This window comes from Pedobacter sp. Bi126 (genome assembly GCF_918698245.1).
Lineage (GTDB): Bacteria > Bacteroidota > Bacteroidia > Sphingobacteriales > Sphingobacteriaceae > Pedobacter.
The window spans coordinates 24829-51299 of sequence record NZ_CAKKMS010000006.1 but is presented as its reverse complement, the minus strand read 5'-3'; the positions used below and the strand labels follow the sequence as shown (position 1 = coordinate 51299).

Annotated in this window: 17 protein-coding genes and 1 tRNA gene; 15 read left to right on the top strand and 3 right to left on the bottom strand. The window is 41.6% G+C overall.

The window, feature by feature from the left end; genetic code table 11:
* Positions 1–70 precede the first annotated feature (70 nt).
* The 4 genes from LQ201_RS20480 (at position 71) to treY (ending at position 7104) form a co-directional block, all read left to right on the top strand.
* Entirely contained in the window at positions 71–265 is a 195-nt protein-coding gene (locus LQ201_RS20480; protein ID WP_230145325.1) for a hypothetical protein, read from the top strand.
* Between the two features lie 27 nt (positions 266–292).
* A complete protein-coding gene (locus LQ201_RS20475; protein WP_230145326.1) occupies positions 293–1102 on the top strand; it encodes an SDR family oxidoreductase in 810 nt (269 codons plus the stop codon).
* Between the two features lie 97 nt (positions 1103–1199).
* Positions 1200–3059 (top strand): malto-oligosyltrehalose trehalohydrolase, encoded by a 1860-nt coding sequence (gene treZ, locus LQ201_RS20470; protein WP_230145327.1) that lies wholly within the window; start codon positions 1200–1202, stop codon positions 3057–3059.
* Entirely contained in the window at positions 3052–7104 is a 4053-nt protein-coding gene (gene treY / locus LQ201_RS20465; protein WP_230145328.1) for a malto-oligosyltrehalose synthase, read from the top strand. Before treZ ends, treY begins: the two co-directional genes overlap by 8 nt.
* A 16-nt stretch (positions 7105–7120) precedes the next feature.
* Here treY and LQ201_RS20460 read toward each other — a convergent pair whose 3' ends face one another.
* Positions 7121–8104: an SDR family oxidoreductase gene (locus tag LQ201_RS20460; RefSeq protein WP_230145329.1), complete on the bottom strand. Its 984-nt coding sequence runs from the start codon at positions 8102–8104 to the stop codon at positions 7121–7123.
* 388 nt (positions 8105–8492) lie between these two features.
* On the opposite strand from LQ201_RS20460, the gene LQ201_RS20455 reads away from it, so the two are divergent.
* Together LQ201_RS20455 and LQ201_RS20450 are read left to right on the top strand one after the other, a co-directional pair.
* Positions 8493–10685: a catalase gene (locus LQ201_RS20455; protein WP_230145330.1), complete on the top strand. Its 2193-nt coding sequence runs from the start codon at positions 8493–8495 to the stop codon at positions 10683–10685.
* Positions 10686–10737: 52 nt separating this feature from the next.
* A complete protein-coding gene (locus tag LQ201_RS20450; RefSeq protein WP_230145331.1) occupies positions 10738–11343 on the top strand; it encodes a hypothetical protein in 606 nt (201 codons plus the stop codon).
* On the opposite strand, the gene LQ201_RS20445 is transcribed toward LQ201_RS20450, so the two are convergent.
* Positions 11321–11827, bottom strand: coding sequence for an ankyrin repeat domain-containing protein (locus tag LQ201_RS20445; RefSeq protein WP_230145332.1), 507 nt, complete (start codon positions 11825–11827; stop codon positions 11321–11323). The genes LQ201_RS20450 and LQ201_RS20445 overlap by 23 nt on opposite strands.
* A gap of 165 nt (positions 11828–11992) precedes the next feature.
* Here LQ201_RS20445 and LQ201_RS20440 point away from each other — a divergent pair.
* The 6 genes from LQ201_RS20440 to LQ201_RS20415 all read left to right on the top strand — a co-directional run bounded on the left by LQ201_RS20440 (position 11993) and on the right by LQ201_RS20415 (position 16756).
* A tRNA-Pro gene (locus tag LQ201_RS20440) sits at positions 11993–12069 on the top strand.
* 93 nt (positions 12070–12162) lie between these two features.
* Positions 12163–12351, top strand: coding sequence for a hypothetical protein (locus tag LQ201_RS20435; RefSeq protein WP_230145333.1), 189 nt, complete (start codon positions 12163–12165; stop codon positions 12349–12351).
* 278 nt (positions 12352–12629) lie between these two features.
* Positions 12630–14375, top strand: coding sequence for a circadian clock protein KaiC (gene kaiC, locus LQ201_RS20430; RefSeq protein WP_230145334.1), 1746 nt, complete (start codon positions 12630–12632; stop codon positions 14373–14375).
* Between the two features lie 3 nt (positions 14376–14378).
* Entirely contained in the window at positions 14379–14666 is a 288-nt protein-coding gene (gene kaiB, locus LQ201_RS20425; protein ID WP_230145335.1) for a circadian clock protein KaiB, read from the top strand.
* A 2-nt stretch (positions 14667–14668) separates the two neighbouring features.
* The gene (locus tag LQ201_RS20420) at positions 14669–14983 is read left to right on the top strand and encodes a circadian clock KaiB family protein (protein WP_230145336.1); all 315 of its coding nucleotides are present in this window, start codon (positions 14669–14671) and stop codon (positions 14981–14983) included.
* Between the two features lie 3 nt (positions 14984–14986).
* Positions 14987–16756, top strand: a complete 1770-nt coding sequence (locus LQ201_RS20415; RefSeq protein WP_230145337.1) for an ATP-binding protein — start codon at positions 14987–14989, stop codon at positions 16754–16756.
* Between the two features lie 108 nt (positions 16757–16864).
* On the opposite strand, the gene LQ201_RS20410 is transcribed toward LQ201_RS20415, so the two are convergent.
* A complete protein-coding gene (locus LQ201_RS20410; protein WP_230145338.1) occupies positions 16865–17305 on the bottom strand; it encodes an Hsp20/alpha crystallin family protein in 441 nt (146 codons plus the stop codon).
* A gap of 1157 nt (positions 17306–18462) precedes the next feature.
* On the opposite strand from LQ201_RS20410, the gene LQ201_RS20405 reads away from it, so the two are divergent.
* From LQ201_RS20405 to LQ201_RS20395, 3 genes are all read left to right on the top strand, one after another.
* The gene (locus tag LQ201_RS20405; RefSeq protein ID WP_230145339.1) at positions 18463–19443 is read left to right on the top strand and encodes a hypothetical protein; all 981 of its coding nucleotides are present in this window, start codon (positions 18463–18465) and stop codon (positions 19441–19443) included.
* 145 nt (positions 19444–19588) lie between these two features.
* On the top strand, positions 19589–23158 hold the full coding sequence (locus LQ201_RS20400; protein WP_230145340.1) for a hypothetical protein: 3570 nt from the start codon (positions 19589–19591) through the stop codon (positions 23156–23158).
* 7 nt (positions 23159–23165) lie between these two features.
* Positions 23166–26471: a DUF6443 domain-containing protein gene (locus LQ201_RS20395; RefSeq protein ID WP_230145341.1), complete on the top strand. Its 3306-nt coding sequence runs from the start codon at positions 23166–23168 to the stop codon at positions 26469–26471.

The following is a 26471-nucleotide window of genomic DNA, read 5'->3' as shown; positions in this document are numbered from 1 at the left end:
TGAAGCACAAGTTTTAAAACGAAGGTCGTGCTTCTTGCAGAAAATAATTCGAAGGTTTAAACTTAAAACTATGGAAAACAAAAAAACAGATCAGCAGGACAGTGAAAATAAGGTTGGTATTGTACCTCATTCGCAGATTGAGGCAAGTGATGCGGATAGTGCTTATCAGGATGAGGCTTCTGCTAAGGAATTATCAAAACAGGCAGCGAAATCGGATTCGGATACAGACCGCGCTGAAGATAGCGGAACGCCTCATCAGGATTAATTTTTTTAAAACAGTAAATACGACAACATGGAAAATAGAAAACATTTTGCATTGATTACAGGTGCAAGCAGTGGAATTGGTTATGAACTGGCCAAACTTTTTGCAAAAGATGGTTTTAACCTCATTATTGTTGGCCGGGAAGAGGCAAGGTTACAACGTGCAGCAGCCATTTTTGAAGCGGAAGGAGTTGAGGTAATCACCATGACCGCCGACCTGTCTGAACGGGACGCGGCTTTTGACCTATATGAAAACATACGTGCAAAAAATGTGCAGATCGATGTATTGGTAAACGACGCCGGACAAGAAGTTTATGGCAAATTTATAGATACCGACCTAAGTAAAGAACTAAAAATTATCCAGTTGAACATTGCTTCTTTGGTAACCTTAACCAAATTATATTTAAAAGAGATGGTAAAACGGGGAGCAGGGAAGATCTTGAATGTTGCATCGGTTGCAGGAAAATTGCCCGGGCCTTATCAGGCTGTTTACCATGGCACAAAAGCATTTGTGCACTCTTTTAACGAAGCGGTGCGTGCAGAAATAAAAGATTCGCCAGTTACGATAACCTCTCTACTACCTGGCCCCACAGATACCGACTTTTTTAGAAAAGCTGATATGATGGATTCAAAAATAGTACAGGAAGGCGAATTAGCTGATCCTGCAGCGGTAGCTAAAGATGGTTATGAAGCGATGATGGACGGAAAAGACATGGTCGTATCAGGATTTAAAAACAAACTGCAGGTAGCCATGGGCAATATTACCCCTGATGGCAAATTAGCTGAACAAATGGGTAAAATGCAGGAGCCAGTAGATGATAAGCCTAGCAATACGCCATAAGAGCTTGCTTTAGGCCTATGCAAATTCCAGCATATTTTAATAAATATCCGTCAAAACTTTGGCCTGTTTTTTTTTGTTCTCCTAAAAAAGGGCTTTAATGGGAATAGATATACAAAAAAGAAGTATTGGATTAAATTTTAACGAAAGCGGACAGGCAGAAATAAGGGTTTGGGCACCGCTTGCAGAACAAGTTGCTGTTTTAATAACAGAAAGCGCTGCGGTTATTGATCTATTTAATGAGGAGTATGGATATTGGTATTTACAAACCGATCAAATAAAGCCACTGGAAACTTATAGCTTTAAAATCAGCACCCGTAAAGACGGGAAGGAATTTGTGCGTTCAGATCCAGCCTCGTTACTCCTGGCCGAAGGACCGCAGGGGGTATCAACAGCTTTTGATCTGAAAAGTTTCCCTTGGACGGATAACAATTGGCAGGGAATTGCACTGAAAGATTTCATCATTTACGAACTCCATACCGGAACTTTCACACCTGAAGGAGATTTTGCCGCCATCGAAAAAAAACTCGATTACCTTGTTGAACTCGGCATTACCGCCATCGAGATTATGCCCGTTGCACAATTTTCGGGCGGCAGGAATTGGGGTTATGATGGTGTATTTCCTTTTGCCGTACAAAATACCTATGGTGGTCCTTTGGCATTACAACAACTCGTTAATATCTGCCATGCGAAGGGGTTGGCCGTAATCTTGGATGTGGTTTATAACCACGTAGGGCCAGAAGGGAATTATTTTGCAGATTTCGGCCCGTACTTTACTGATAAATACCATACGCCCTGGGGGCAGGCCATTAACTTTGATGATGCAGGCTGCGATGCGGTAAGGGATTTCTTTATCGAAAATGCACTAATGTGGTTCAGGGATTTTCACATCGATGCCCTTAGGCTAGATGCGGTACACGCAATTAAAGATTTTAGCCCTGTTCATATTCTGGCAGAGATTAAATCACATACCGAAAAACTTGCTCAGGTAACCGGCAGAACTTATGAACTAATTGTTGAACTTGACCTGAACGATGGCCGTTTTATCAGGCCGCAAAAAGAGTATGGCTATGGTATGGATGCCCAATGGATAGATGAATTTCATCATGCGTTGAGGGTTTGCGCAGGTCAGGAACAAAAAGGTTATTATTCAGATTTTAACGGCGTGGATGATCTGGCTAAATCTTTTAACAGCGCTTATGTGTACGATGGACAATATTCACCCCATAGGCAGAAAAAGTTCGGCGAGCCCATAGGCGATGTTTCAGGTAATAAATTTGTTGTTTTTTCACAAAATCATGATCAGGTCGGTAATCGCATGCTAGGCGAACGGACTGCTGCATTGCTGAGCTTTGAAATGTTAAAAGTGATGGCTGCTGCCGTTTTTTGCAGCCCTTTTTTACCCCTGATATTTATGGGCGAGGAATGGGCGGAAACAAATCCTTTCCAGTTTTTTGTAAGTCACAGTGATCACCATCTGGTCGAAGCCGTTAGAGAAGGCAGAAAAGCGGAGTTTTCGGCTTTTCATGGAGATGAAGCCGTGCCCGACCCACAAAGCGAATCAACTTTTCAGCATTCAAAACTGGATTGGCGAAAACTGCAAGTGCCGTTAAACCTTAAAATGTTGTTTTATTACAAAACATTGATTGCACTCCGAAAGCAAAATGAGGTGCTTGCAGATTTAGATCGAAAGAACGTTAAGGCAGTGGCTTACCCAGAAAAAAAATGTTTAATGTTAAGCCGATGGAAGGGTACACAAAAAATACTGGTGCTGTTTAACTTTTCAGATCAAAAGCAAAACCTTTCGACAGGTGAAACCATTCAAGATTGGGCCGTGTTGCTTAACTCTTCCTCATTGGTTTGGAATGAACCACACGAAGAAATAAACAGCTTACCTCCTGGTCAACAAATTACCCTATTTCCCGAATCAATTCTTATTCTTTCTAAAAAAGATGTATAAACCTAGCGCCACTTACCGCATTCAGTTCCACAAAGATTTTAACCTTAAATCGCTTGATCGTATTATCCCATACCTAACCGAATTGGGAATAAGTACATTGTACGCATCGCCTATTTTTGAAGCCGTTCCGGGCAGTATGCACGGTTATGATGTGATAAATCCATTAAAGATAAATCCTGAGATCGGTACCGAGGCAGAGTTGTTAAATGTGTCTAAAAAACTAAAAGATGCAAGGATTGGGTGGCTTCAGGATATTGTTCCCAACCACATGGCCTTTCATCCCGGTAATACCTGGTTAATGGATGTGCTTCAAAAAGGCAATTCCTCAGATTTTGCCCGATTTTTTGATATTGATCTGGAAAAGGACGATGGACGATTAATGGTTCCTTTTTTAGGTGAGGCGCTTGATGAAGCTATAAAGCAGGAGACAATACAGCTCAAGAAAGTTAAAGGCGAATATTATCTGTGTTATGGTGAAACCAATTGGCCCGTTAATGCTGATACGCATAAAATGCTGGCATTACTCGATTTTAGGAAAGTTAACAGCAATACAGCTGTTTTAAAACAGATTGTCAACGATCAGCATTACCGCTTGTGTAATTGGCAGGAAACCGATCATAAAATCAACTACCGAAGGTTTTTTACAGTCAATAGTCTGATCTGCCTGAACATGCAACATCAGGAAACATTCGATATTTATCACCGCTATATTTTCGAACTGATTGATAAAGGGGTTTTTCAGGGATTGAGAATCGACCATGTAGATGGGCTTTATGACCCTAAAGGCTATTTACAAAACCTCCGGAAGTCAGTTGGAAAGGAAATTTATATTGTAGTGGAAAAAATTCTGGAACAGGGAGAGCGGATGCCGCTGGACTGGAAGGTACAGGGAAATACCGGTTATGATTTTATGGCAATGGTAAACAATCTTTTTACCAATAGGCAGGCCGAGAAACCTTTTACCAGCCTATATAAGCGGGTAACCGGAAAAAAACTCGATCCATCTCAGCTGATCTATGAAAAAAAACATAATATATTGTTTAAACACATGCAGGGCGAATTGGATAACCTATTTGAAATGCTCTTGCCACTTAAACCGCCTGGTTTTTCTTCTATAGAAAACGCAGAACTAAAAAAGGCGCTTGGCTGGTTCCTTATCCGCATGCCTGTATATCGGTATTACAATTATAGTTTCCCACTTTCAGAAATCGATGAAAAGAAAATCAGCAGCCTGCTAATGCCCCTCGTCGGTGATAAAAAACTGGGTAAAGCAGGTGAATTGTTATCTACCATATTTTTAGAAAAGCCCCGAAATGCAGATCCTGCGTATAGCCAAAAAGTTGGTCAGTTTTTTCAACGCTGTATGCAGTTTACCGGTCCGTTAATGGCAAAGGGGGTTGAAGATACGCTGATGTTTACCTACAACCGTTTTGTAGGTCACAGTGAAGTTGGAGATGCTCCGGATGCATTCGGGATACCGCTTGATCGGTTTCATAATGAAATGCAGAATCGCCAGCAGCAATGGCCACTAAGTATAAATGCGAGTGCTACCCACGATACCAAAAAAGGGGAGGATGTAAGGGCCAGATTGAATGTGCTTAGCGATCTTCCTGAGGAGTGGAGCCTGCTGGTTGAACAGCTTAAGCGTATTTTTAGCAGTTTACAGCATAAGGTGCCAGCTTATAAACAGTTACACGACAATGATGTTTATCTGCTCCTGCAGACCATTATTGGGGCCTTTCCTTTTTTAGAAGATGATGAGCATGATATTGATAACCGTTTAGCACAGTTTATTGTAAAAGCGTTGCGGGAATCCAAAAAACGGTCAGACTGGGCAAGTCCGGATGAGGTTTACGAGCATAAACTGAATAAGTTTTCGCGGGTTATTTTAAATGAAAGGATGGAAAGCGGAAAATTGATCAAAGACTTTTTGAAGCGAATTTCAGATTTTGCAATAATCAATAGTTTAGCGCAGCTCACTTTAAAATTTACCTGTCCTGGTGTGCCGGATATTTATCAGGGAACCGAATTATGGGATTTAAGCCTTGTTGATCCTGATAATAGAAGACCTGTTGATTATAACAGCAGATTCAAAATGATGGAGGATCTAGAAACACCTGCTGACTATAAAAAACTTTGGGAAGACAGGTTTTCTGGAAAGTTGAAAATGTGGTTAACCAAAACTTTGCTATTGATCAGAAAATCCGAAGCAGATGTTTTCGAACTTGGTACCTATATACCCTTAACGGTTGAAGGTAAGTATAGTAACCATATCTGTGCTTTTGCAAGGAGGTACAAACACCACTGGATAATAACGGTTGTTCCCCTGGGTTTTGCCAAATGCTGTAAAATTCAGAATGTACCAATTAGCGATTTCGATTGGGAAGATACTGCTGTTATTTTACCGCAGGAGGCACTCTTAACATGGGAAAATCTACTTACGGGGAAAAAAGGGGCTAAGGACCCGTTACAGAGGGGTATACGCATCAGCCAGTTGTTCAACGAAGTTCAATTGGCGGTAATCAGGTTAACCCCTAAAAAAAATGGACGTTCTGCCGGGGTGTTGATGCACATCAGTTCCTTACCATCCAGTTTTGGTATCGGCGATTTGGGCCCCAGCGCATATAAATTTGTAGATTTTCTTTATGCTTCGCGGCAAAGCTATTGGCAGATTCTGCCCCTCAATCCGGTAAAAAAGGAGAACGGGTATTCCCCTTATTCCAGCAGTTCTGCTATGGCCGGAAATACCATGCTCATTAGTCCGGAATTTTTGTTCGAAGATGGGCTTTTGAATAAAAGCGACCTTGATGCTTTCCTATTACCAATAACAGCACAAGTTGATTTTGAAAAAACAGCAGAAATGAAAGAGCGTGTTTTAAGTAAGGCCTATCAGCGCTTTAAAAGTATGGGCAACAAAAAACTGATTGCAAGCTACAACGCGTTTTGTAAGGCTGAAGAGCGCTGGCTCACTGATTTTTCTATTTATACCCATTTAAAACAGTCTTATAAAAATAGTGAGTGGTTTAACTGGCCAGAAAAGTTTAAGTCTAAAAATAAAAAGGCAATTGCTGAATATGAAAAAAACTACCTTGCCGAGCTTGAGGAAATAAAATGGAGCCAGTTTATTTTTTACCGTCAATGGTACAAATTAAAGGCCTACGCAAATAAAAAGGGAATAGGATTGATCGGCGATCTTCCATTTTATCTGGATTACGATGCGGTTGAAGTATGGGCAGAACCTCAAAATTTTCTCCTTGATAAAAACGGAAACAGAACCGTTGTTGCGGCGGTACCTCCAGATTATTTTAATGAAAAAGGGCAGTTGTGGGGAATGCCGATATACAATTGGGAGCGGATGGAGCATGAGGGATTTAAATGGTGGAAGAACCGGCTCAAAAAAAGCAGTAAAATATACGACCTTGTACGTCTGGATCATTTCAGGGCTTTTGCGAGTTATTGGCAGGTTGCAGCTGATCTTGATGATGCGGTAAATGGTACCTGGCAACCTGGGCCCGGCGCTAAATTTTTTAAATCTATGAAAGGAAAATTCGGCGAACTTCCTTTTATTGCCGAAGATCTTGGCGAAATTACCGAAGATGTAGTCCATTTAAGAAAACAGTTCGGCTTGCGCGGCATGAAAGTAATACAGTTTGCCTTTGGCGAAGACCTGGCCGTTTCTCCCCATATTCCACACAATTTTGATTCAGTGAATTTTATTGTCTATACCGGAACGCACGACAACAATACAACTTTGGGATGGTTTAAAAATGAAACAGATGAAGCGCTTCGAAAACGGCTATCGAACTATGTTGGTGCCAGGGTTGATGAAACGAATGTTAATATGGCCATGATCAGGCTTTGCTATTCTTCAATTGCAGAAATTGCAATAATTCCCATGCAGGATATTATGCAGTTGGGTGATGCCGCTAAGATGAATACGCCGGGTAAAGCATCGGGTAACTGGGCATGGCGGGTAGATGAAGGATTTATTACCGAAAAAACGATAAACTGGTTGAAATCAGAAACCGAACTTTACGGCCGCTAAATTGTAAAGCACCTGGTTATCCCTTAGGTAGTTGTGATAAACTTTTGGCTGTTAAAAGCACTGCGCCCGCAAAGAGAAGTAGTCCGCCGGCCAGGTATTTACGGTGCGCCTTAGGTTTTCCAGGCATTCCCCAACCGCCATGTATGGCATTACCAAAAGGAAGCGGAGAGAAAATATTGCCATTTGTTTTTTCGATGTCAGGTGCACTTTTTAAGTAACTACGTATCACGGCTCCGGCTATACCCCTTGTAATTGCCGGAAAAATGGCATAAGATAGGCGGAGCAGTATCGAAGTACTTCCAATCATCGTTTGTGGTTTCGGTTGCTTAGAAAGTTTAAGTATGCTTAGCGCAACACGCATCGGATCGTATACCGGAGGTGCAGGTTTTAAACTTTTTCTGGTATAATTTGCCGCATGCTGGATCCCTGGTGTATCTAAAAATGCCGGAAAGGCATCACAGATATAAATATTGGGGTACCTGGATAATTCTGTTTTAAGGGCTGCACTAAAACCCTTCAAACCAAATTTGCTTGCAGAATAGGCCACACCGTAAGGTACAGGAAGAAAGCCACCAATAGAGATATTGTTGATGATGATACCTGATCCATGTTTTTTAAAATACGGGAGTACAGCATGGGCTCCGTTCATGTAGCCAAGCAGATTGGTGCGCAGCACCTGCTCCGAAACTTCCATTGGTGTAACATCAAATTCGCCGATAGCAAGTACACCGGCATTATTTATCCAGATATCTATTCCAGGTCCAAAATTATCGGCGGCCGCTGCCAAATTAATGACCTGTTTATAATCGGATACATCGGCTTCAACTGTTAACACTTCTGCACCGAATAATTCACATTCTGTAGCCAGTGATGTGAGTTCGTCCATACTGCGGGAAGAGATCACCAATTTATCTCCATTCTGAGCAAATACTGTAGCCATTGCTCTGCCGGCACCGCTCGAAGCGCCTGTAATTACAACCGTTCTTTTTTCCTTCATCATTATTGTACAACCCATTCTGCCCAAAAAATGTTTTTTGATATTCTTTATCGGGATTTGAGGCCAACGAGTTGATACGGAAGAGGCTAGAGCAAATTGTTAAAACCATTTATTGTTTTTGCAGGTTCTCTATATGCTATCGAAAATACATCCGGTGCCGTAAAAAATATCTTATGAAAAATCAGGTCTTCATTTTGCTCGCTATTGTTTCTTTTTTCCTCAACTGCGGAACCATATTATAGAGATTGTTGACGAAAATACATTGGCAAAGATAAACTTTGTCCGTGCAGACGGCACATGGCCGATAGTTTTTCCCTCAACCAGTAATGCATTAATCGCAGAAAAAAATTAAATGTTAACAGCCCAAAAAGAGGCTTAAGCTAAAAAAACTATGGACAAGAAAACACCAAAAGGAAAAAATAAACCTGCCCAGCCAGAAAATGGTAAGACGGCCAAACTGGAATCATTTGTTGCAGATTCGACAGGCGAATTTCTAACAACTAACCATGGGGTCAAAATTAACGATGATCAGAATTCGCTCAAAGCCGGAGAAAGAGGCGCAACACTTTTAGAGGATTTTATCCTCCGGGAAAAAATTACACATTTCGATCATGAACGCATACCCGAAAGGGTAGTGCATGCCAGAGGTTCTGCTGCACATGGCGTTTTTAAGGTATACGAAGACATGTCTAACTTAACCAGGGCTGCATTTTTATGCGATCCGGGAGCAGAAACTCCGGTGTTTGTTAGGTTTTCAACCGTAGCAGGCTCCAGGGGATCGACAGATCTGGCTCGTGATGTAAGGGGTTTTGCTGTAAAATTTTATACCCAGGAAGGGAATTTTGATCTTGTGGGCAATAACATGCCAGTGTTTTTCATCCAGGATGCGGTTAAATTTCCAGATCTTGTCCATGCAGTAAAACCAGAGCCTGATAATGAAATGCCACAGGCCGCTTCGGCTCACGATACTTTCTGGGATTTTATTTCTCAAATGCCAGAGTCGTCGCATATGATTATGTGGCTGATGAGTGATCGTGCCATACCAAGGAGCTACCGCATGATGGAGGGTTTTGGCGTACATACTTTTAGATTTGTGAATGCCAACGGTGAAGCCAATTTTGTGAAATTCCACTGGAAGCCACTTTTGGGTGTTCATTCGGTAGCCTGGGATGAGGCACAGAATATTTCGGGCAAAGACCCCGATTTTCATAGAAGGGACCTTTGGGATGCCATTGAGGCCGGCGCTTTTCCAGAATGGGAACTTGGCGTGCAGATCGTTCCTGAAGCTGATGAGTTTAAGTTTGAATTTGATCTTTTGGATCCTACCAAATTGATTCCTGAAGAACTTGTTCCCGTACAGCGCATTGGTAAGATGACACTGAACAGAAATCCCGATAACTTTTTCGCGGAAACGGAGCAAGTTGCTTTCCATGTTGGCCATGTAGTACCGGGTATCGATTTTACTAATGACCCGCTATTGCAGGGCAGATTGTTCTCTTATACCGATACCCAGCTAATCCGATTGGGAGGACCAAATTTTCATGAAATCCCGATTAACAGACCTGTAATTCCCGTGCATAATAACCAACGCGATGGCCATATGCGCCAAACAATCAACAGGGGTAAAACCAGTTATGGTCCGAACGGACTCGCCGCAAACGACCCAAGGCAGGTACCGGCTGCACAAGGTGGCTTTGTAAGTCATAATGAAGCAATTGATGCCAGAAAGATCCGGGCAAGGAGCAGAAGTTTTTTTGATCATTTTTCGCAGGCCCGCTTGTTCTTCAATTCACAGAGCAATGCCGAAAAGAACCACCTTATCGATGCCCTTAGTTTTGAACTCGGCAAAGTAAAGGCCATTCCTGTAAGGGAGCGTATGCTGGCTGTATTAATTCAGATAGATAAGGGCCTGGCTGAGGCAGTTGCGCAGGCATTAGGTTTGCAGATTCCAAAAATCCCTTTGGCAGACCTTAACAATAGCTTGCCAGCTGATGGCAAAAGGAAGGATTATGCTTCTGTAAACCCTAAAGGAAGCCTTGCAAGGTCTGTAGCGCTAAGTATGGCCACAACGATCAAAGATACCATCAGGTCAAGAAAAATTGCAATACTTGCGGCAGATGGAGTAAATGAACAGACACTTAGCAAGGTTAAAGATTTCCTTGTTGCACAAGGAGCGGTGGCACATATTATAGCGCCAAGGTTGGGCGAAATTATTTCTGCAGGTGGTAAAAATATTGCAGTGGATGAAAGTCTTTTAACAGCAGCATCCGTTCTTTATGATGCAGTATATGTGCCTGGGGGTGCTAATTCAGTTAATGCACTTAGTGGAGAAGCCAATGCCATTCATTTCTTAAATGAGGCTTTCAAACATTGTAAGGCAATTGCTGCCGACAAACAGGCGCTCCAGGTATTGGAATCTACTTATTTCGCTAAAAAGCTACCAGCAGAATACGCCGACGGTACTGCATTAAGTGAAGGTATTTTGATTACTGAGGATCTTGATGCCCTTACAAAGACTTTTGCAGAAATGATTGCCCTGCACCGCTTTTGGGACCGTGAAGTTCAAAGAAAAATACCAGCATAGTTTAAGGTACAAACCAGGTGAAGGCTGTTGGCCTTCACCAAATTTATTCGCTATGGAAAATAAAAACAACTTAGAAGCCGTACCTGCCCAATATACAGGTAGCGAAATGGATGTGATAGAACGCAGAGATTGTAGCACCCCTGCAGAAGCGGTACAGGTTTTTGAACGGGCGTGTACCAGATTATTGTCTGTAAATGAATGGGGGCGTTACGCAGGCATATCCGCATTCCAATTAATCGATCCTCAAGGCATCCGCGCAGAAAGGCAGGCGCAGTTAAATGATTATATTAGAATCGATATTCCTGGTCCTGGAACCCAGGCTGGAATGGGCTATGATTGGGTTCAAATCGAGGAGATTATTACCGAAAGCGACGGTGAAAAGCAGACATTATCCATGAGGGTAAGGCCTTGCGCACACCCCTTGTCACGAAAAAAGGAAACGGCCCACTTTTTAAAAAGTGAGGCTACATCAAGCTTTATCGTTACACAGAGCGGACGATCTGTTAGTGCCGAAGAACATGCTAGAAATGAAGTTCCAAATACGGACAATGGCAGCCTTTATGATAAGGGAAGGAATTTTATGGTGGGTATGGCGGCCAAACTGGGTTTTTCATATCCTCAGTGGAAAGGGCTGGTTAAGGCACTTTTGCAAGATTAGCATTTTTGCTGTATAATTCAAGCAATTCAGCTCCGGCTTCGTTCCCCTGCAAAATGGCCAGATCTAATGCATGCTGTCCCCTGATATCTAGGAGCCCGGTTTCAGCGCCATGGTCTAAAAGTAGTTTTAAAACCTCATTGCGGCCAAACATTGCGGCAAACATCAATGCAGTCCCGCCGTTTCCATGCTGAAGATTAATGTCTGCCCCACCTTCAATCAATAGTTTTGCAATATCGGTATAGCCTTTAAATGCTGCACCCATTAAAGCTGTGTTGCCTCCCTGATCTCCAAGATTTAAGTCTGCTCCCGAAGCAATCAGGTATGCTGCCGCTTCCAGCTGGTTGTTGTAGCAGGCAATAATCAAAGCGGTATAACCTTTATCGTCCTTAAAATTTATATTCGCTCCTCTGCGTATTAATTCTTTTAAAACCTCGGTATCGCCTTTTCTTGCAGCAGATATAATGAGTTGTTCTATGTTTTCCATTTTTATATAACATCTGCATTGTTAAAAAGTTTAAGGGAAACGCTGTCCATTTTTTCTGTTTAAAAATCAAAAATCCTTCAAAATTTTTAAAAATTTTTCCTTCAAAAGTGCAATGTGATATATCTTTGTATCAATTTTTGTGTTCCATAAAGGGAAGTCAGCAAACGGGATATAGCGTAGCCAGGTATCGCGCCAGCATGGGGTGCTGGAGGTCGGAAGTTCGAATCTTCCTATCCCGACCAGCTATTGAGCAGGAAACATATGTGGTGCCGCTTTTGCTAATTTTTTTGAAACTATAGTTATAAAGTATCTGTTTTACAATAAAAACAGATACTATGAAAAATTACATCGATCCAAAAGAAGAAGACAACGAAGATGAAAACGGCAATGAACAGTCGCAAATAAGTCCCAACGAAGAAAAAGAAGCCGATGATAACGAGGTTCAACGGGGGCTTACCGGTGAAATTGATGATGAAGATGACGTAGGGGGAGATCTTGCCGGGAATGCAGGCGGAAATGCCTAACACCTTAAAAGCGGGCAGCGGTATGGCATGCCCGCTTTTTATATGTTCTGCCATATAGCTGAGGATAACCTGTGATGTCGGATGAACGGACGGGTATAAGATTTCTCTTCTTTGTTTGTTGGCTTGCAACGGATGTAAGGCTGTTGCCCAGGTTAAAAAAAGTATTTTCGGTGGGCGATATATTTCCTTATTGCAAACATTTTTTAACATTCCCTGTTTGTTTGAAAAGAATTGATCAATATTACTATTATCTAATAGATTTAAGCGTTAAAAAATAAATGGCTAAATCAAAAAATCAACAGGAAACGCGCTCAGCTGGTACAATTCCTAAAACACTTACCGGTATTTCCGGACTTGATGAGATTACATTAGGCGGGCTGCCCTCGGGAAGACCTACACTTGTTTGTGGTGAGGCCGGTTCTGGAAAAACACTTTTTTCCATAGAGTTCATTGTAAAAGGAGCCATGGATTACGGTGAACCTGGCGTATTTATGGCTTTTGAGGAAAAGGCCGAGGAACTTAAAGCGAATGTAGCATCACTTGGATTTGATCTGGAACAATTAGAAAAGGATAAAAAGATAAGGTTGGATTACGTGCACATTGACCGTGCAGAAATTGAGGAGACCGGAGAGTACGATCTGGAGGGACTTTTTATCCGACTGGGATACGCAATTGACAGTATAGGCGCAAAAAGAGTAGCACTTGATACCATCGAGAACCTTTTCTCGGGACTAAATAATACGGCAGTGCTGCGGGCAGAGATCAGGAGACTTTTTCAGTTTCTAAAATCGAAGGGCGTTACGGCGGTCATAACAGGTGAGCGAGGAGGAAATGGACTTACCCGTCAGGGCCTTGAAGAGTACGTGTCAGACTGTGTTATTTTACTTGACCACAGGATTATCAACCAGATCTCCACCAGGAGGCTTAGGGTTGTAAAGTACCGTGGATCGGTCCACGGAACCAATGAATATCCCTTTCTGATCGACGATGAGGGCATCTCAGTGCTTCCTGTTACCTCTCTGCAGCTGAATCATGAGGTTTCCACAAAAAGCTTGCCCTCAGGTATTGCTTCGCTGGATAAAATGCTGGGAAATTCTGGCTTTTATAAAGGGAGCAGTATTCTGGTTTCAGGTACGGCCGGTACGGGCAAGACCAGCATAGCAGCAACATTCGCCAATGCGGCCTGCCTGAGGGGAGAGAAATGCCTTTTCTTTGCTTTCGAAGAATCCCCAAAACAGATCATCAGAAACATGCGTTCTATAGGCATAGATCTTCAAAAACACCTTAAGGAAGGAACGCTTGAGTTTTACGCCTCACGCCCTACCTTGTACGGACTGGAAATGCATCTGGTGGCGATCCATAAGGCGATCAAAAAGTCTAGGCCATCTGTTGTTATACTTGACCCGATTACCAACCTGATCACAATAGGATCGGTTAGCGACGTGAAAACCATGCTTGTACGCCTGATCGATTTTCTGCAGGCTGAACAGATTACCGTCATGTTTACGGCCCTCACCCTTAATAATATAGTTAACGAACAAACCGATGAAGGGGTTTCTTCGCTTGTAGATGCCTGGCTTTTGATCCGTGATATCGAAAGCAACGGTGAGCGGAACCGTGGATTGTATATCATGAAATCCCGGGGAATGAAACATTCAAACCAGATACGCGAATTTGTGATTACAGATAAGGGATTAGATCTGGTGGATGTATATCTTACCGAGGATGGCGTGCTAACCGGCTCGGCGCGGGAGGCAAGGATGCTTATGGAGCAAACTGGCGAGGTCATCCACGCCCAGGCTGTCAGCCGTAAGGACCGTGAACTCGAACGCAAACGGAAAATTTTAGAATCAAAGATTGAAAGTCTAAGATCAGAATATGAATCAGCAGAAGAGGAACTCAATAAAGTTTATGTGGAGGAGGCTTTAAAAAAACAGATCATGGGCGAAACGATAAGCAAAATTGCCGATCTGCGCAGGGGAGATGATAGTCGGAAAGAAAAAAACGTAAACAAAAACAAATAAATAGTGGGGAAAGCATATGAACTCCGGCTATATGTGGCCGGTAAAACCAATAAATCGGTAGTTGCACTGGAAAACCTGAAAAAACTCTGCGAGGAGCACCTGAAAGGAAAATATAGCATTGAGGTGATCGATCTTTTGGAAAAACCACAGCTGGCTGAAGGTGATCAGATATTTGCCATTCCGACTCTGGTAAAAAAAGTGCCTGAACCGGTCCGCAAAATTATAGGTGACCTTTCAAATGAGGAAAAGGTTCTGGTGGGACTGGACATACGTACAAAGATTAATAATTAGTTATGCCGATAGGAAACCCCGATCATCCAGACAGTACCCAAAGCGACGATTTTTTTTCGCTTAGGCTTTTCATTGCAGGTGCATCACCAGTTTCCGCAAGGGCAGTTGTCAACATCCGTACAATATGCGAGGAATTTATTGCCGGCAGGTATGAGCTGGAAATCATTGATGCACATCAGCAGCCCTTGTTAGTGCAGCAAGAAGATGTGACAGCCATCCCGATGTTGATCAAAAAATCGCCAGTTCCGATCAGAAAGCTGATCGGGGACTGCTCTGACCGTGCGAAAGTATTGAAAGGTTTGGGGATCAGTTATTAAGTTATGCAGAAGTCAAGTGAACATATCAGGCTCGAGCGGGCCTATGAAGAACTTCGTATCCAGCTCGAGGAGGCCAACGACATTATCCATGCAATTCGCTCTGGAGAAGTTGATGCCCTGATTGTAAATGGTCAGGATGGTCATCAGCTTTTTACGCTTAAGAGCGCTGATCATACCTACAGGATCTTTATCGAGCAGATGACCGAAAGCGCACTTACGCTCGATGAATCATACAGGGTATTGTATTGCAACTCACAACTCGCCAGGCTTTTGGGGCTACCTTTAGAAAAGGTTATCGGTCTGAACTTTCTGGCATTTTTTTCAACAGAAGATCAGGCCTTTGTTCGAGAAACAATCGATGGAGCCTGGGAAGTAGACACCAGGGCAGAAGTCGATATCATCAACAGCTCAGGCACTTCCTTGGCAGTTCAACTCTCTTTAAAGGCGCTTAACCTTGATGAAGGCACTTCACTGAGCGTCATTATTACCGATCTGAGCGAGCTGAAGAAAAACCAGTTGCTTTTGGAAACGAGGAACAGGGAACTTGAAGCGGCAAGAAAAAATGCAGATGAACTCAATGAAAATCTTGAAAATACAGTCAGGCTACGAACACAGGAGCTCGAGACCATCAATGAAAAACTTGCAGCAGTCAATGATCTTCAGAAAGAAGTGAATGCTCAGCTTAAAGATGCACTCGATGCACTGAGAGAGAGTGAAGATAACTTACAGTCTGCTTTCGATGCCGCTGAATTGGGCAGTTGTAACCTGGATATCAAAACAGGACGTGTTGAAGTATCAGAGCGGTTCAGGAAACTCTGTGGTCTGCCCTTGGAGGGGGAGGTGAGCTGGACAATGGTGCTGAGCAGTGTGGGTACCGAATACCTATCAGCGCTTCAAGGGGTTCTTCACGACTGCATCAATCTTGGAAAGCCCCTGGATTATACCTATCCGATCAGACATCTTATTTCCGGTGAGAACCGTTGGATGAGGATCGTAGGCAAGTTAAAAAAAGGCAGCTATGGCGATTTTGATAGCTTTTACGCTGTTTTGATGGACGTAACAGATCAGAAAAGGGATGAACAGCGGAAGAACGATTTTATTGCAATGGTTAGTCACGAACTCAAGACACCGCTTACTTCCATGAAAGGTTATATTCAGGTTATGCAGCTGAAAGCCAGGGGTACGATGAACGGCTTTGCAGATAAAGCTCTCCAGGGCGCTGAGCGCCAGATCAATAAAATGACTGGTATGATCAATGGTTTTCTCAACCTCTCGCGTTTGGAATCGGGAAAAATGCTGATGGATTTTCAGCCCATAGAAATGTCTGTCCTGCTTAAGGAAGTGGTAGAGGAATATATTGCAACGGTAAACAACCATAATATAAAGTACATATTCCAGCCTGGTTTTTTTGTGAACGCAGACAGGGACAAACTCGGGCATGTGGTCAATAATCTGATCAGTAATGCGGTGAAATATTCGCCGGCCGATAGTGAAATAATTATTGACAGTTATCTGGAGAACGGTACAGCGGTATTCCGCATAATGGATCATGGGATGGGAATAGATGAAAACGATATCCCAAAACTATTCGAACGGTTTTACCGGGTAGAAAACAATCGGATGAGTACTGTTGCCGGTTTTGGAATAGGACTTTATCTATCGGCCGAGATTATCCAGAGACATGGCGGAAAGATATGGGCAGAAAGCCAGTTAACAAAGGGCTCGGTTTTTTATTTCAGTTTGCCATTAATTAATCCTGCAAAGCGCTTTTAGTGCGAAAGCCTGTGGATTTACCTTCCATTCTCGCGCATTGTATTCTTTCTTAAAAACTTATTGATTCGATGTTATGGTAAAAAAAATGCCGCTATATGCGGCATTTCTTTATTGGATTTCGATCTGTTTAGCGACCACTTTGGCTTCCTCTTTTTTAGGAAGTTCAAGTTTCAGAATTCCATCGTTATAGCTTGCACTGATCTTTTCAATGTCAGCACTTTCCGGAAGTGTGAAAGATCTTGTGAAGGCTGAATAACTATACTCTTTTCTGTTATAAGTTCTTCCTTCGCTGAGGTTTTCGTTTTTTGTTTCAGTTGAGATCGTGAGCATATCCCTTTCTACCGAAACGCGGAAATCATCTTTTTTAAGTCCGGGTGCAGCAAGCTCAATGTGATAGTGATCGGCTGACTCCGAGATGTTTACAGCCGGAACGTTGCTTAAACGACGGTCGGTAAAAAAAGTGTCGCCAAGTACTGATTCAAAGATGTCATTAAAGCCTGGCAATAATGAACTGTTCTTTTTTTCTGGATTGAATTTAACCAATGTCATAGTGTTTTCTCCTTTAAAATTTTTAATAATAAATGGACTATAAATCAATTAATTTTCTCTGGACGCTGATGGTCCAATTTTGATTAATCAACCGCTATGCCAACGGTGAAAATAAAGTGATTATGACGCTCAAACTGAAAAATTTTCATTTTTTCTGAATTTTTTTCAGTTTACGGAACTGAAATTTTTTCATTGTATCCTCTTAGCCGCTGAGTGGTTGAGGGATGTTTTTAATTAGTTAAGATAGTATACTATTTATGAGGAGAAGGAAATTTAAAGATATAAAGTGAAGATGCGGGTGTGATCGATATTACAAGCTTGACGTAAAGGGAAGCCAATTACTGGGTGTCTAATATAAACTCTTTTTACAGCTGATTCTGCTTACTATGGCACTTACGACACAGCAAAATTCTATATTACTTTGCATTTAGTGACTTTTAAAGGAAGGACTAATTAATTGACCATATTCTGTTCATATCAATTTTTTTATATGACAACAAATTTTATCTCCATTTATAAGTAGGCAAACTATAGATAGTGCGGTGAAGGCATTGTTTTAGGTAAGTTATATATGCTGACATTTTTTCTAGATAACATTCAATATAAAGCATAATAATTTTGGTCACAAAAACTGATATGTTCGTGTAATTTTTTTGCTTTTGTTTTTTCAAAAATGGTATTTCGTGCCATCTAAAAATATTAAACAAGAATAGATATGTCTCTCAGAACTTTCTCTGCCCATTCCAGTTTTATTTCCTCTCAGCAACTTCTAAACAGGGTAATATTTCTGAATCTTTTTAATTAATTGCTCAACCAGTTCGGCCAATAAAAGTACAGATGGCTCGGTTTGTCCAATAAATGCGGATTAATTTGCTTTTGTGCCATTTTACTGATTGACCACATGCCCTTGTTCCATCCAAATCTAAACTAACATGAATTATTCAATGCTCCCTCGTCAGGTTACTCATACTTTCAATTATTATCGGCATTTTCACAAAGCTGGATAACCCATGCCTGATTAGCTTAAGTAAGAAAGTTAAAACTCAGGATGTGTACGTCAAAACCCTGAATAAAAAGACGAAATAATTTAGCTGTAGCTGTTAGAGGTCTGAAAACCAATACCCTTTTAAATTTTAACCCAAAACCAATCAAATCACATGAAAATTTTAATGTTCTCAATCTTGCTGTGTTCAGCCAGTGTTGCTTCTGCGCAAACTAAAGTACTAACTACAGGAAACAATCTTATTGATGCAGCTAATCCTTATGCAGCTGATGTAGTAATCGGAAGCGACGGTGATGGGGGCACGAGGCATGATGGTAGTATGATGTGGTGGTCTAGCTATAGTGCTACCCGCATCAGTGGTAGCGGTACCTCCCTTAATTTTTCGGCATGGGCTACTCCACAAACGCCTAATGTTTCTCTTGCGGCAGATTTCGGCGGAGCCAGCTTTTTGATGGGCAATGTGGGTATTGGCACAGCCGCCGCAAATGATAGGCTTGTGGTAAATGGAAACATTAGGGCTATTCTGGATCAAGCTAATTTCCCCAATAAAAATGTGGCTGGTATTGTCTCATTAGGTTTTTCAGGAATTACAGGGGCACAAAACTGGGCACTTCGGGGTGTATATCAGCATGGTTTTGGCGTGGGTAACAATGCCGATGGTGGGGATCTGGATGTGATTAAATCACTAAACGGAAATACCGTACTGGCCACTAAAACTGATGGGTCTGCCCTAGGTAATGTAGGCATTGGCACCACTAACCCGCAAGAAAAGCTTACCGTAGCGGGAAACATCGGTGCCCGTGAAATTAAGGTCTCTACCACTGCAGGTGCTGATTTTGTGTTTGAGCCTGCTTATAAACTCCCAGCGTTGGCAGAACTCGAAAAATTTGTAAAAACCAACAAACACCTGCCGGAGATCCCGACTGCCAGGCAGATGGTAGAAAATGGTGTAAACCTCGGTGAGCTGAACATTAAACTATTGCAAAAAGTCGAAGAACTTACCTTGCATCTAATCGAAAAGGATAAACAGCTGCAAAATGAAGCCTCAATGACTAGAAAGCAGCAAGTGCAGATAGAGGAATTAAGAAAAGGGTACCTTGAGTTAAAGGAACTTCTGATAAAACAAAAGAAATAAAAAAAAATGTCTTTATCGGTTAAAGAAGAACATCCAATCAAATCCATCAAAGTAGCGAGCTTTTCCAAATTGATTAAATTAAGACCGATCACAATAAACAAAAAAACTATAGCAATCATTTATTTAGAAACAATTTGAATTAACCATGAAACAAATTAATATTTTATTACTATTCTTGATGAGTTTCTATGCCTCCTTTTGCGATGCACAAACCACATCTGGGAATAACGATTTAAAAAAAGTGGTCACCGCCTCTCCAAATGCTTCTTCACTTGGGCAGTATGGGAACGCAGATATTGGATTATATACTGGAGTACCTAAAATTAACATACCGCTTTATGAGATTAAAGAAACAGGTGTGACGCTTCCGATTGAACTTAATTATAATGCGGGCGGTATTAAGGTTACCGAATATGCATCATTTGTAGGGTTGGGCTGGAATTTAAATGCTGGAGGAGTCATTAACCGCAGTATGTATGGTACCCCTGACGAATTAAGAAATTTCAATTTCTCTATACCTACTAACCCAACTACACAGGAGCTCGAAGAAATAGCTTCAGGTCAAAAAGACTATCAGCCTGATGTATTTTATTTTAATTTTTCTGGAAAATCAGGTAAGTTTTTTTTAGGGGTCAATGATGAAGTCACCATCATTCCTTACCAAAAAATTGGCATTGTACCAATAAGAGCAAACGGGAGTTCTGATTTGAGAGGCTGGAGAGTTACAACTGAAGACGGAACTATTTATGAGTTTAACGATTACGAGATAACAAAGAATATGGGATATGAACAGAGTAATCCAAATTCTGAACCTGATCCGCATGGCGTAGGCACTCTTCCAGCTTCAATAAATAGTTGGTACATGTCAAAAATAATTCCTGTGGTAGGAAATGAAATCAATTTTACATATGAGAATTATCCTTTGAGTTATGACATGCCGAGCTCCGATCAGCGGTATGTATTATTAAATACGGATATACTAGCTGGAATTGAATTTGTTAAAGAGCCACTGGTTTCAAATGTAAATAGAACGACAAGCGAAAGTAAAAGATTAAAAATGATATCGTTTTCAAACGGTAATATTGAATTCAACTACGATAAAGATAGACGGGATTTAATTGGTGATAAGATGCTTACCTCAATTAATATAAAAGAACTGGATGGGCATGTTAAAAAAGAATACAGATTTGACTACAAATATATGATTGGGACTTCAATGGTAGATGTTGATGGAACCGGAACGGGCGTTGAAGATAATTTTTTAAAGTATGATCAATACCAAACTAAATATAGACGATTAGTATTAGAAAATGTTAGGGAACTAAGTAGTTCCAATTTAATGGGAAAGTCTTATGTTATGGAATATGAAACAGGATTACCTCCAAGAGACTCTAAATCGAGAGATCACTGGGGATACTATAATGGATATACTTTCCAAGCTAATAATTATCTTCCATACCAATTGGCGGGAAATTACCTGGCTAATGAAAGTTATGTGCTTTTGGGGAAAGATCCAAATTTAGCCTATTGTAAAAGTGGCACGCTAAAAAGAATAACTTACCCTACAGGCGGAAATACCCAATTCGATTATGAATTGCATCAGGTTAAATCGACAGCCTTATTACCGCCTACTTCAGAACCGCAGTCCCACGATCTCAACATAAATTATTTACAATATAGCTCATTGGGTTATAATTCCTACGTTGAAGGTGGGCTAAAAAAATATTATAAGGATTTTAGTGTTATAACAACCGCTGCAACCACTAGTATAAATATGCAGATCAAAGGCTATCCCTTTCAGCCTATTCGATCCGGATCAATGAGTTTTGAAATTCTTAACACATCGGGAACTGTAGTGGTTTCTATGTTTGACATTGACGCTAATGCCCAAAAAACAATTAATCAGACCAATGGCACAGTCGAATATAATTATACTTTTCCCCTGGCGCCCGGAAATTATAGATTGGTGTTTAAACCAGTTGCTAGCTTTATTGATAACAACAGCTATTTTAATGCCTTTCACGAACTACCCTATGCAAAGGTATATGGCTGGTCAAATATTTTTCCAGCTCAACCCGGGCCGGCGGTAAGAAATGTAGGTGGGTTAAGAATAAAATCCATGAAGGATTTTGATCCCGTTTCTGGTAAAAACCTACAAAAAAATTACGAATATAAATTTGCTGATGATGCTAGTTCAGGCTCATTACTTTCAGATGTTAAACACGTGTATAGTTATGGTGAGGTATATCTTATTCAAGGAGAGCTTACTTCTTTTCCACAAGAGCTGATTTACAAAGTAATCAATAGTGATACAAATTATCCCTTAAGCACAACCCAAGGTAGTAATGTTGGTTATGCTGAGGTAACGGTTAAAAGTATAGACCCTGAAAATGCTGCTGTTAATGGTAAAAGTGTATTTAGATACACATCACCAGAAAATTATCCGGATTATTATGGAGGAAGTGCTGGGCCTGTAAATAATTTCCCCTATCCACCCGCTGATAGCCGGGATTGGCAAAGAGGACTATTACTAGAGCAAGAAGATTATAAATATGTTGCCAACACATTTAGTTTGGTAAAAAAAACTACCAATGTTTATAATAGTCCTGTTTTTATGAAAACAGTTCAGGGGGCAATGGCAAAATATTTAAGACGAGGATTTCCAGGATCTCAAGAGCTTATTCCCAATTTGTATAGCTATAGAATATATGATTTTAAATCAGGATTAACGCAATTGAATAAAACAACGGAGGAGCTCTTTGATGGTGGAAGCCCAACCCTCGAAGAAACTGTCTATAATTATGCTTCGCCGCTTTTACATCTATTTCCGATTGAAATCAAGAAAAATAAGAGCAATGGTGGGTTAACAGTAACTAAGACTAGGTATGCCCCCGAATATGAAAATATTACAGCCGCAGATAATATCAGTTTAGGCATAAAGAACCTCCAGGCCAAAAATGTGCTTTCAGCTGAAATTGAAAAAACAAGCTTCCAGCAAGATGTAAATGGTGCTAACGCTGCGATGTTATCAAGTCAGTTTATTTCATATAAGCCAAATCAGGTGTTACCTGATACCATGTACAGGGTCGAAAATTCGAAAGCGCTAACCGATTTCAGTCTTTCTTCGGTAACATCTGGAGCAGTATCAAAAGACAGCCGTTATTTTCCGATAGCTTCAATGGATTTATATAGTTCAAAAGGTAACCTGGTACAGCAAAAAAGAATATCAGGTATTGTTTATAGTTACAAATGGGGATACAATGATCAATATCCAATCGCAGAAATTAAAAATGCAGCACAAAATGAGTTTTATTGCCAGAATTTTGAAGAGGCCGAGGGAGTATCAGGGACTTCACATTCAGGGCTGAAATTTTATGATGGTGCTTATACTGTAAATTGGACCCGACCCAATTCAAGAGCGTATAGGATTAGCTATTTCTATTTAACTTCAGGTTTATGGAAATTCAAGGAAGAGGATTATACCACTAATGGTAAATTATTAAGTGGGGGTACGGCCTATGATGACATCAGAATTTATCCATCTGATGCGGAAATAACTACTTATACTTTCGATCCACTGATAGGAATGACTAGTTCGACCGATGCCAAAGGCATGACTACCTATTACGAATATGATGCCTTTCAGCGTTTAAAAACAATTAAAGACCAGAACGGTAATATTTTAAAACAAACAGATTACCACTATAAAAACTAACGCCCTCATGAAACAACATCTAAAATATTTTTGTGCCGCAGCATTCTTGTTGCTCTGCAGCCGCTCTTCCGCCCAAAAGGTTGTATCGGTTTATAATGGTGAAAGTGAGATCAGTGCGCCCTTAAGTGTAACGCTGACCGATGGTTTCCATACTACCGGCTCTGTGCGTATTTTTACCACAGGGCTGAGCTATATAAACTGCGTGCCTTTTGTATCGGCGGCCAGCAATGGCCAGAACTACATCAGTACGAGGATATTCAAACAGCCGGGCATGGATCCGAACAATCTTTCAGGTCGCAGCATTTGTGAGGTAAACGAAACGATCCAGTATTTCGATGGCCTGGGCAGACCTTTGCAGACCATTCAGGTACAGGGCAGCCCGGGCTTTAAGGATATTGTACAGCCTGTTGCCTACGATGCCTTTGGTCGCGAAGCGATAAAGTACCAGCCATACGCAGCACTGACCGGAACGACAGGGAATTACCGTTCAGGTGCACTTACCGATCAGGCGGGTTTTTACAATTCCCCTACAGGCGGGATAAAGGCCACGGCCTATCCATTTGCAGAAACGGTGTTCGAGGCCTCACCATTAAACCGTGTACTACAGCAGGGCGCTCCAGGTGAAGACTGGCAGATCAGCGGTGGGCATACCGTAAAGGCAGCGTACGGCACGAACCTTGAAAACGAGGTGAAGCTGTGGATAATCAATGGTACCGATAATGGCGCAGCAGCAACGGTGTACCCGCAAAGTAAACTATACAAAACCACCAGTAAGGACGAAAACTGGGTACCAGGCGACCTGAAAGCGGGTACTACAGATGAGTTCAAGGATTTTGAAGGACGCGTGGTGCTAAAACGGGTCTGGGAAGCAGATGGCAAAAGCCTCAATACCTATTATGTGTACGATGATCTGGGCAACCTGCGTTATGTACTACCGCCGGCGGTAAACGAGAATGGACAGGCCGCGCTAAACAGCTTTGATGAAACGCAAATCGTTTTCGATCAATTTATTTACGGTTACCGTTACGATGGACGGAGACGCCTGGTAGAGAAAAAGGTGCCAGGCAAGGGCTGGGAGTATTTGGTGTACAATAAGTTAGATCAGGTTACCCACACCCAGGATGCAAACCAGCGCGCACTGAGCCAATGGAGCTGGATAAAATACGATGCGCTGGGCAGGGTGATCCTTACGGGTGTTGAAAATGGACAAGGTATTAACCGCCCAGGGATGCAGACTTACAACGATGGCGTAAGCATCCAGTGGGAAGACCGTACATCGGCTACTGCGGAGGGTTACAGCCACAATACCCATCCCGAGGTTGGTGAAGAGTATGCCAATGTCGAATTTCTAAACATGAACTATTACGATGATTACAACTTTCCAGGTTATACCAGTGCTTACGCTGCAAGTGTAGGGGTAAGTACCCGTACCCGCGGGTTGACTACAGGAAGTTTTGTGAGGATACTGGGTACTGCTATCAAGCTGCTTACGGTAACCTACTACGATGAGGATGGACGGGTGAAGGAAACGATTTCTGATAATCGTTTGGGTGGAAAAGACCGTACGGTGAACAACTATAACTTTGCCAGCGAACTGACCTCAAGTGTTAGGACACACGAAGCCAACGGAGCGGTAACAACCGTGCTTTCCGGTTATAGTTATGATCATATAGGCAGGAAAGTTCAAACCTATAAACAGATCAATAACGGCAGTGTTACGGGAGTGAATGAGCTTTTAAGTGAGTATGTATATAACGAAATCGGTCAGCTGACACAGAAAAAGTTGCACAACGGAATGCAGGTTACGGCAATGGCCTACAATGAGCGTGGCTGGCTGAAAAGCAGCATTAGTAACGAATTCAGTATTCAGCTGGGTTACCAGGAAAATGGGGAGAACCAGTACAATGGTAATATCAGTAAACAGTTCTGGTCCCAGAATGCTTCTCCTGCTACTTCGCCCAATGTCTTCAGCTATAATTACGATGCACTGAACAGGTTGACCAATGGTACCAGTACGGGCATTTACATGAGCGAGGTGTTGAACTATGATAACATGGGCAACATTAACCAGTTAAGCCGCAACGGTGGTGCAATGAACCAATATTATTACAATGGGAACAGGTTGGACAGGGTGGATAATGTTGCAGGCACTTATAGTTATGATGCAAATGGAAATGCTACAACCGACGGCCGGAATGGAATGAATCTAACCTATAACCTATTGAACCTACCCTCTGGGGCGAGCGGCAATGGAAAGGTAATTCAATATGTGTATGATGCTTCAGGCGATAAACTTAGGAAGGTGGCTATAGAAAATAGCCTGACCACAACCCGGGAATATATAGATGGGATTGAATATGAGGGCAGCAATATCGATATTATCCATACCGAAGAAGGGGTAGCACAGCGCAATGGCGACAACAGTTATAGCTACCACTACAACCTCAGTGACCATTTGGGAAATGTGCGTTATACTTTTGATATCTACAACAACCAGATCAGACAGTTGCAGGTGGATAATTATTATCCTTTTGGCAAGCGCAATAATGCTGTTTTCGGTAATAATAAATATCTTTACAATGGAAAAGAGGTTCAGGATGAGTTAGGGGAGCAGTATGATTACGGCGCAAGGTTCTATGATCCGGTAATTGGACGATTTACAACCATGGATCCGCATTCAGAAAAATATTTTATGCTATCGCCTTACGCGTATGTGGCGAACAACCCATTGAAGTATATTGATCCAGATGGCAAAGATATTATTATAGCAAAAGCTGATAGAGCAAAGGTATTGGGCTATATTAATTCTTTGTCCTCAGGTAAGTTTGGTGTTAATTCTCAAGGAAAGTTATATGCCATGGAGTCTAAGTCGTCCGTAGGCAAATCGGATTATTATAGAGACAAATTGGTAGCAGCTATTAAAGACCCAGATCTAATAAGTATAAAAATAGCTTCAACTTTTACAGATAGAAATGGTCAGGCTAAGAGTGTTGATTTGGTAGCAGGAGGCGGAGTTACTCAATCGGGTGTAATGACCAAAAAGGATGCATCAGGGAAGGTTGTAAGTACCACAAAAGTTGCCGAAGTTACAATTTCGGATAATCCTAATCAAATGATAAAAGATACTAATGGACAAATTTTAAGAGATAATCCTGCAGACATTTTAGCACACGAATTGGTAGGGCACGCTATTCCAATAATTACCAAAACAGATACCGGTAATGCAGTTTCAAATGAAAATAAAGTAAGAAAGCAGCTTTTACCAGGGCAAAATAAAGAGAGACAAGCAGATCCTAATCATAAAGAGAATTGA

Coding starts and splice junctions, on each gene's coding strand:
- LQ201_RS20455 (WP_230145330.1), top strand. CDS start 8,493: ATGGACAAGAAAACACCAAAAGGAAAAAATAAACCTGCCCAGCCAGAA.
- LQ201_RS20410 (WP_230145338.1), bottom strand. CDS start 17,305: ATGACATTGGTTAAATTCAATCCAGAAAAAAAGAACAGTTCATTATTG.
- LQ201_RS20475 (WP_230145326.1), top strand. CDS start 293: ATGGAAAATAGAAAACATTTTGCATTGATTACAGGTGCAAGCAGTGGA.
- LQ201_RS20480 (WP_230145325.1), top strand. CDS start 71: ATGGAAAACAAAAAAACAGATCAGCAGGACAGTGAAAATAAGGTTGGT.
- LQ201_RS20445 (WP_230145332.1), bottom strand. CDS start 11,827: ATGGAAAACATAGAACAACTCATTATATCTGCTGCAAGAAAAGGCGAT.
- treY (WP_230145328.1), top strand. CDS start 3,052: ATGTATAAACCTAGCGCCACTTACCGCATTCAGTTCCACAAAGATTTT.
- LQ201_RS20405 (WP_230145339.1), top strand. CDS start 18,463: ATGAAAATTTTAATGTTCTCAATCTTGCTGTGTTCAGCCAGTGTTGCT.
- treZ (WP_230145327.1), top strand. CDS start 1,200: ATGGGAATAGATATACAAAAAAGAAGTATTGGATTAAATTTTAACGAA.
- LQ201_RS20450 (WP_230145331.1), top strand. CDS start 10,738: ATGGAAAATAAAAACAACTTAGAAGCCGTACCTGCCCAATATACAGGT.
- LQ201_RS20420 (WP_230145336.1), top strand. CDS start 14,669: ATGCCGATAGGAAACCCCGATCATCCAGACAGTACCCAAAGCGACGAT.
- LQ201_RS20415 (WP_230145337.1), top strand. CDS start 14,987: ATGCAGAAGTCAAGTGAACATATCAGGCTCGAGCGGGCCTATGAAGAA.
- LQ201_RS20460 (WP_230145329.1), bottom strand. CDS start 8,104: ATGATGAAGGAAAAAAGAACGGTTGTAATTACAGGCGCTTCGAGCGGT.
- kaiC (WP_230145334.1), top strand. CDS start 12,630: ATGGCTAAATCAAAAAATCAACAGGAAACGCGCTCAGCTGGTACAATT.
- LQ201_RS20400 (WP_230145340.1), top strand. CDS start 19,589: ATGAAACAAATTAATATTTTATTACTATTCTTGATGAGTTTCTATGCC.
- LQ201_RS20435 (WP_230145333.1), top strand. CDS start 12,163: ATGAAAAATTACATCGATCCAAAAGAAGAAGACAACGAAGATGAAAAC.
- LQ201_RS20395 (WP_230145341.1), top strand. CDS start 23,166: ATGAAACAACATCTAAAATATTTTTGTGCCGCAGCATTCTTGTTGCTC.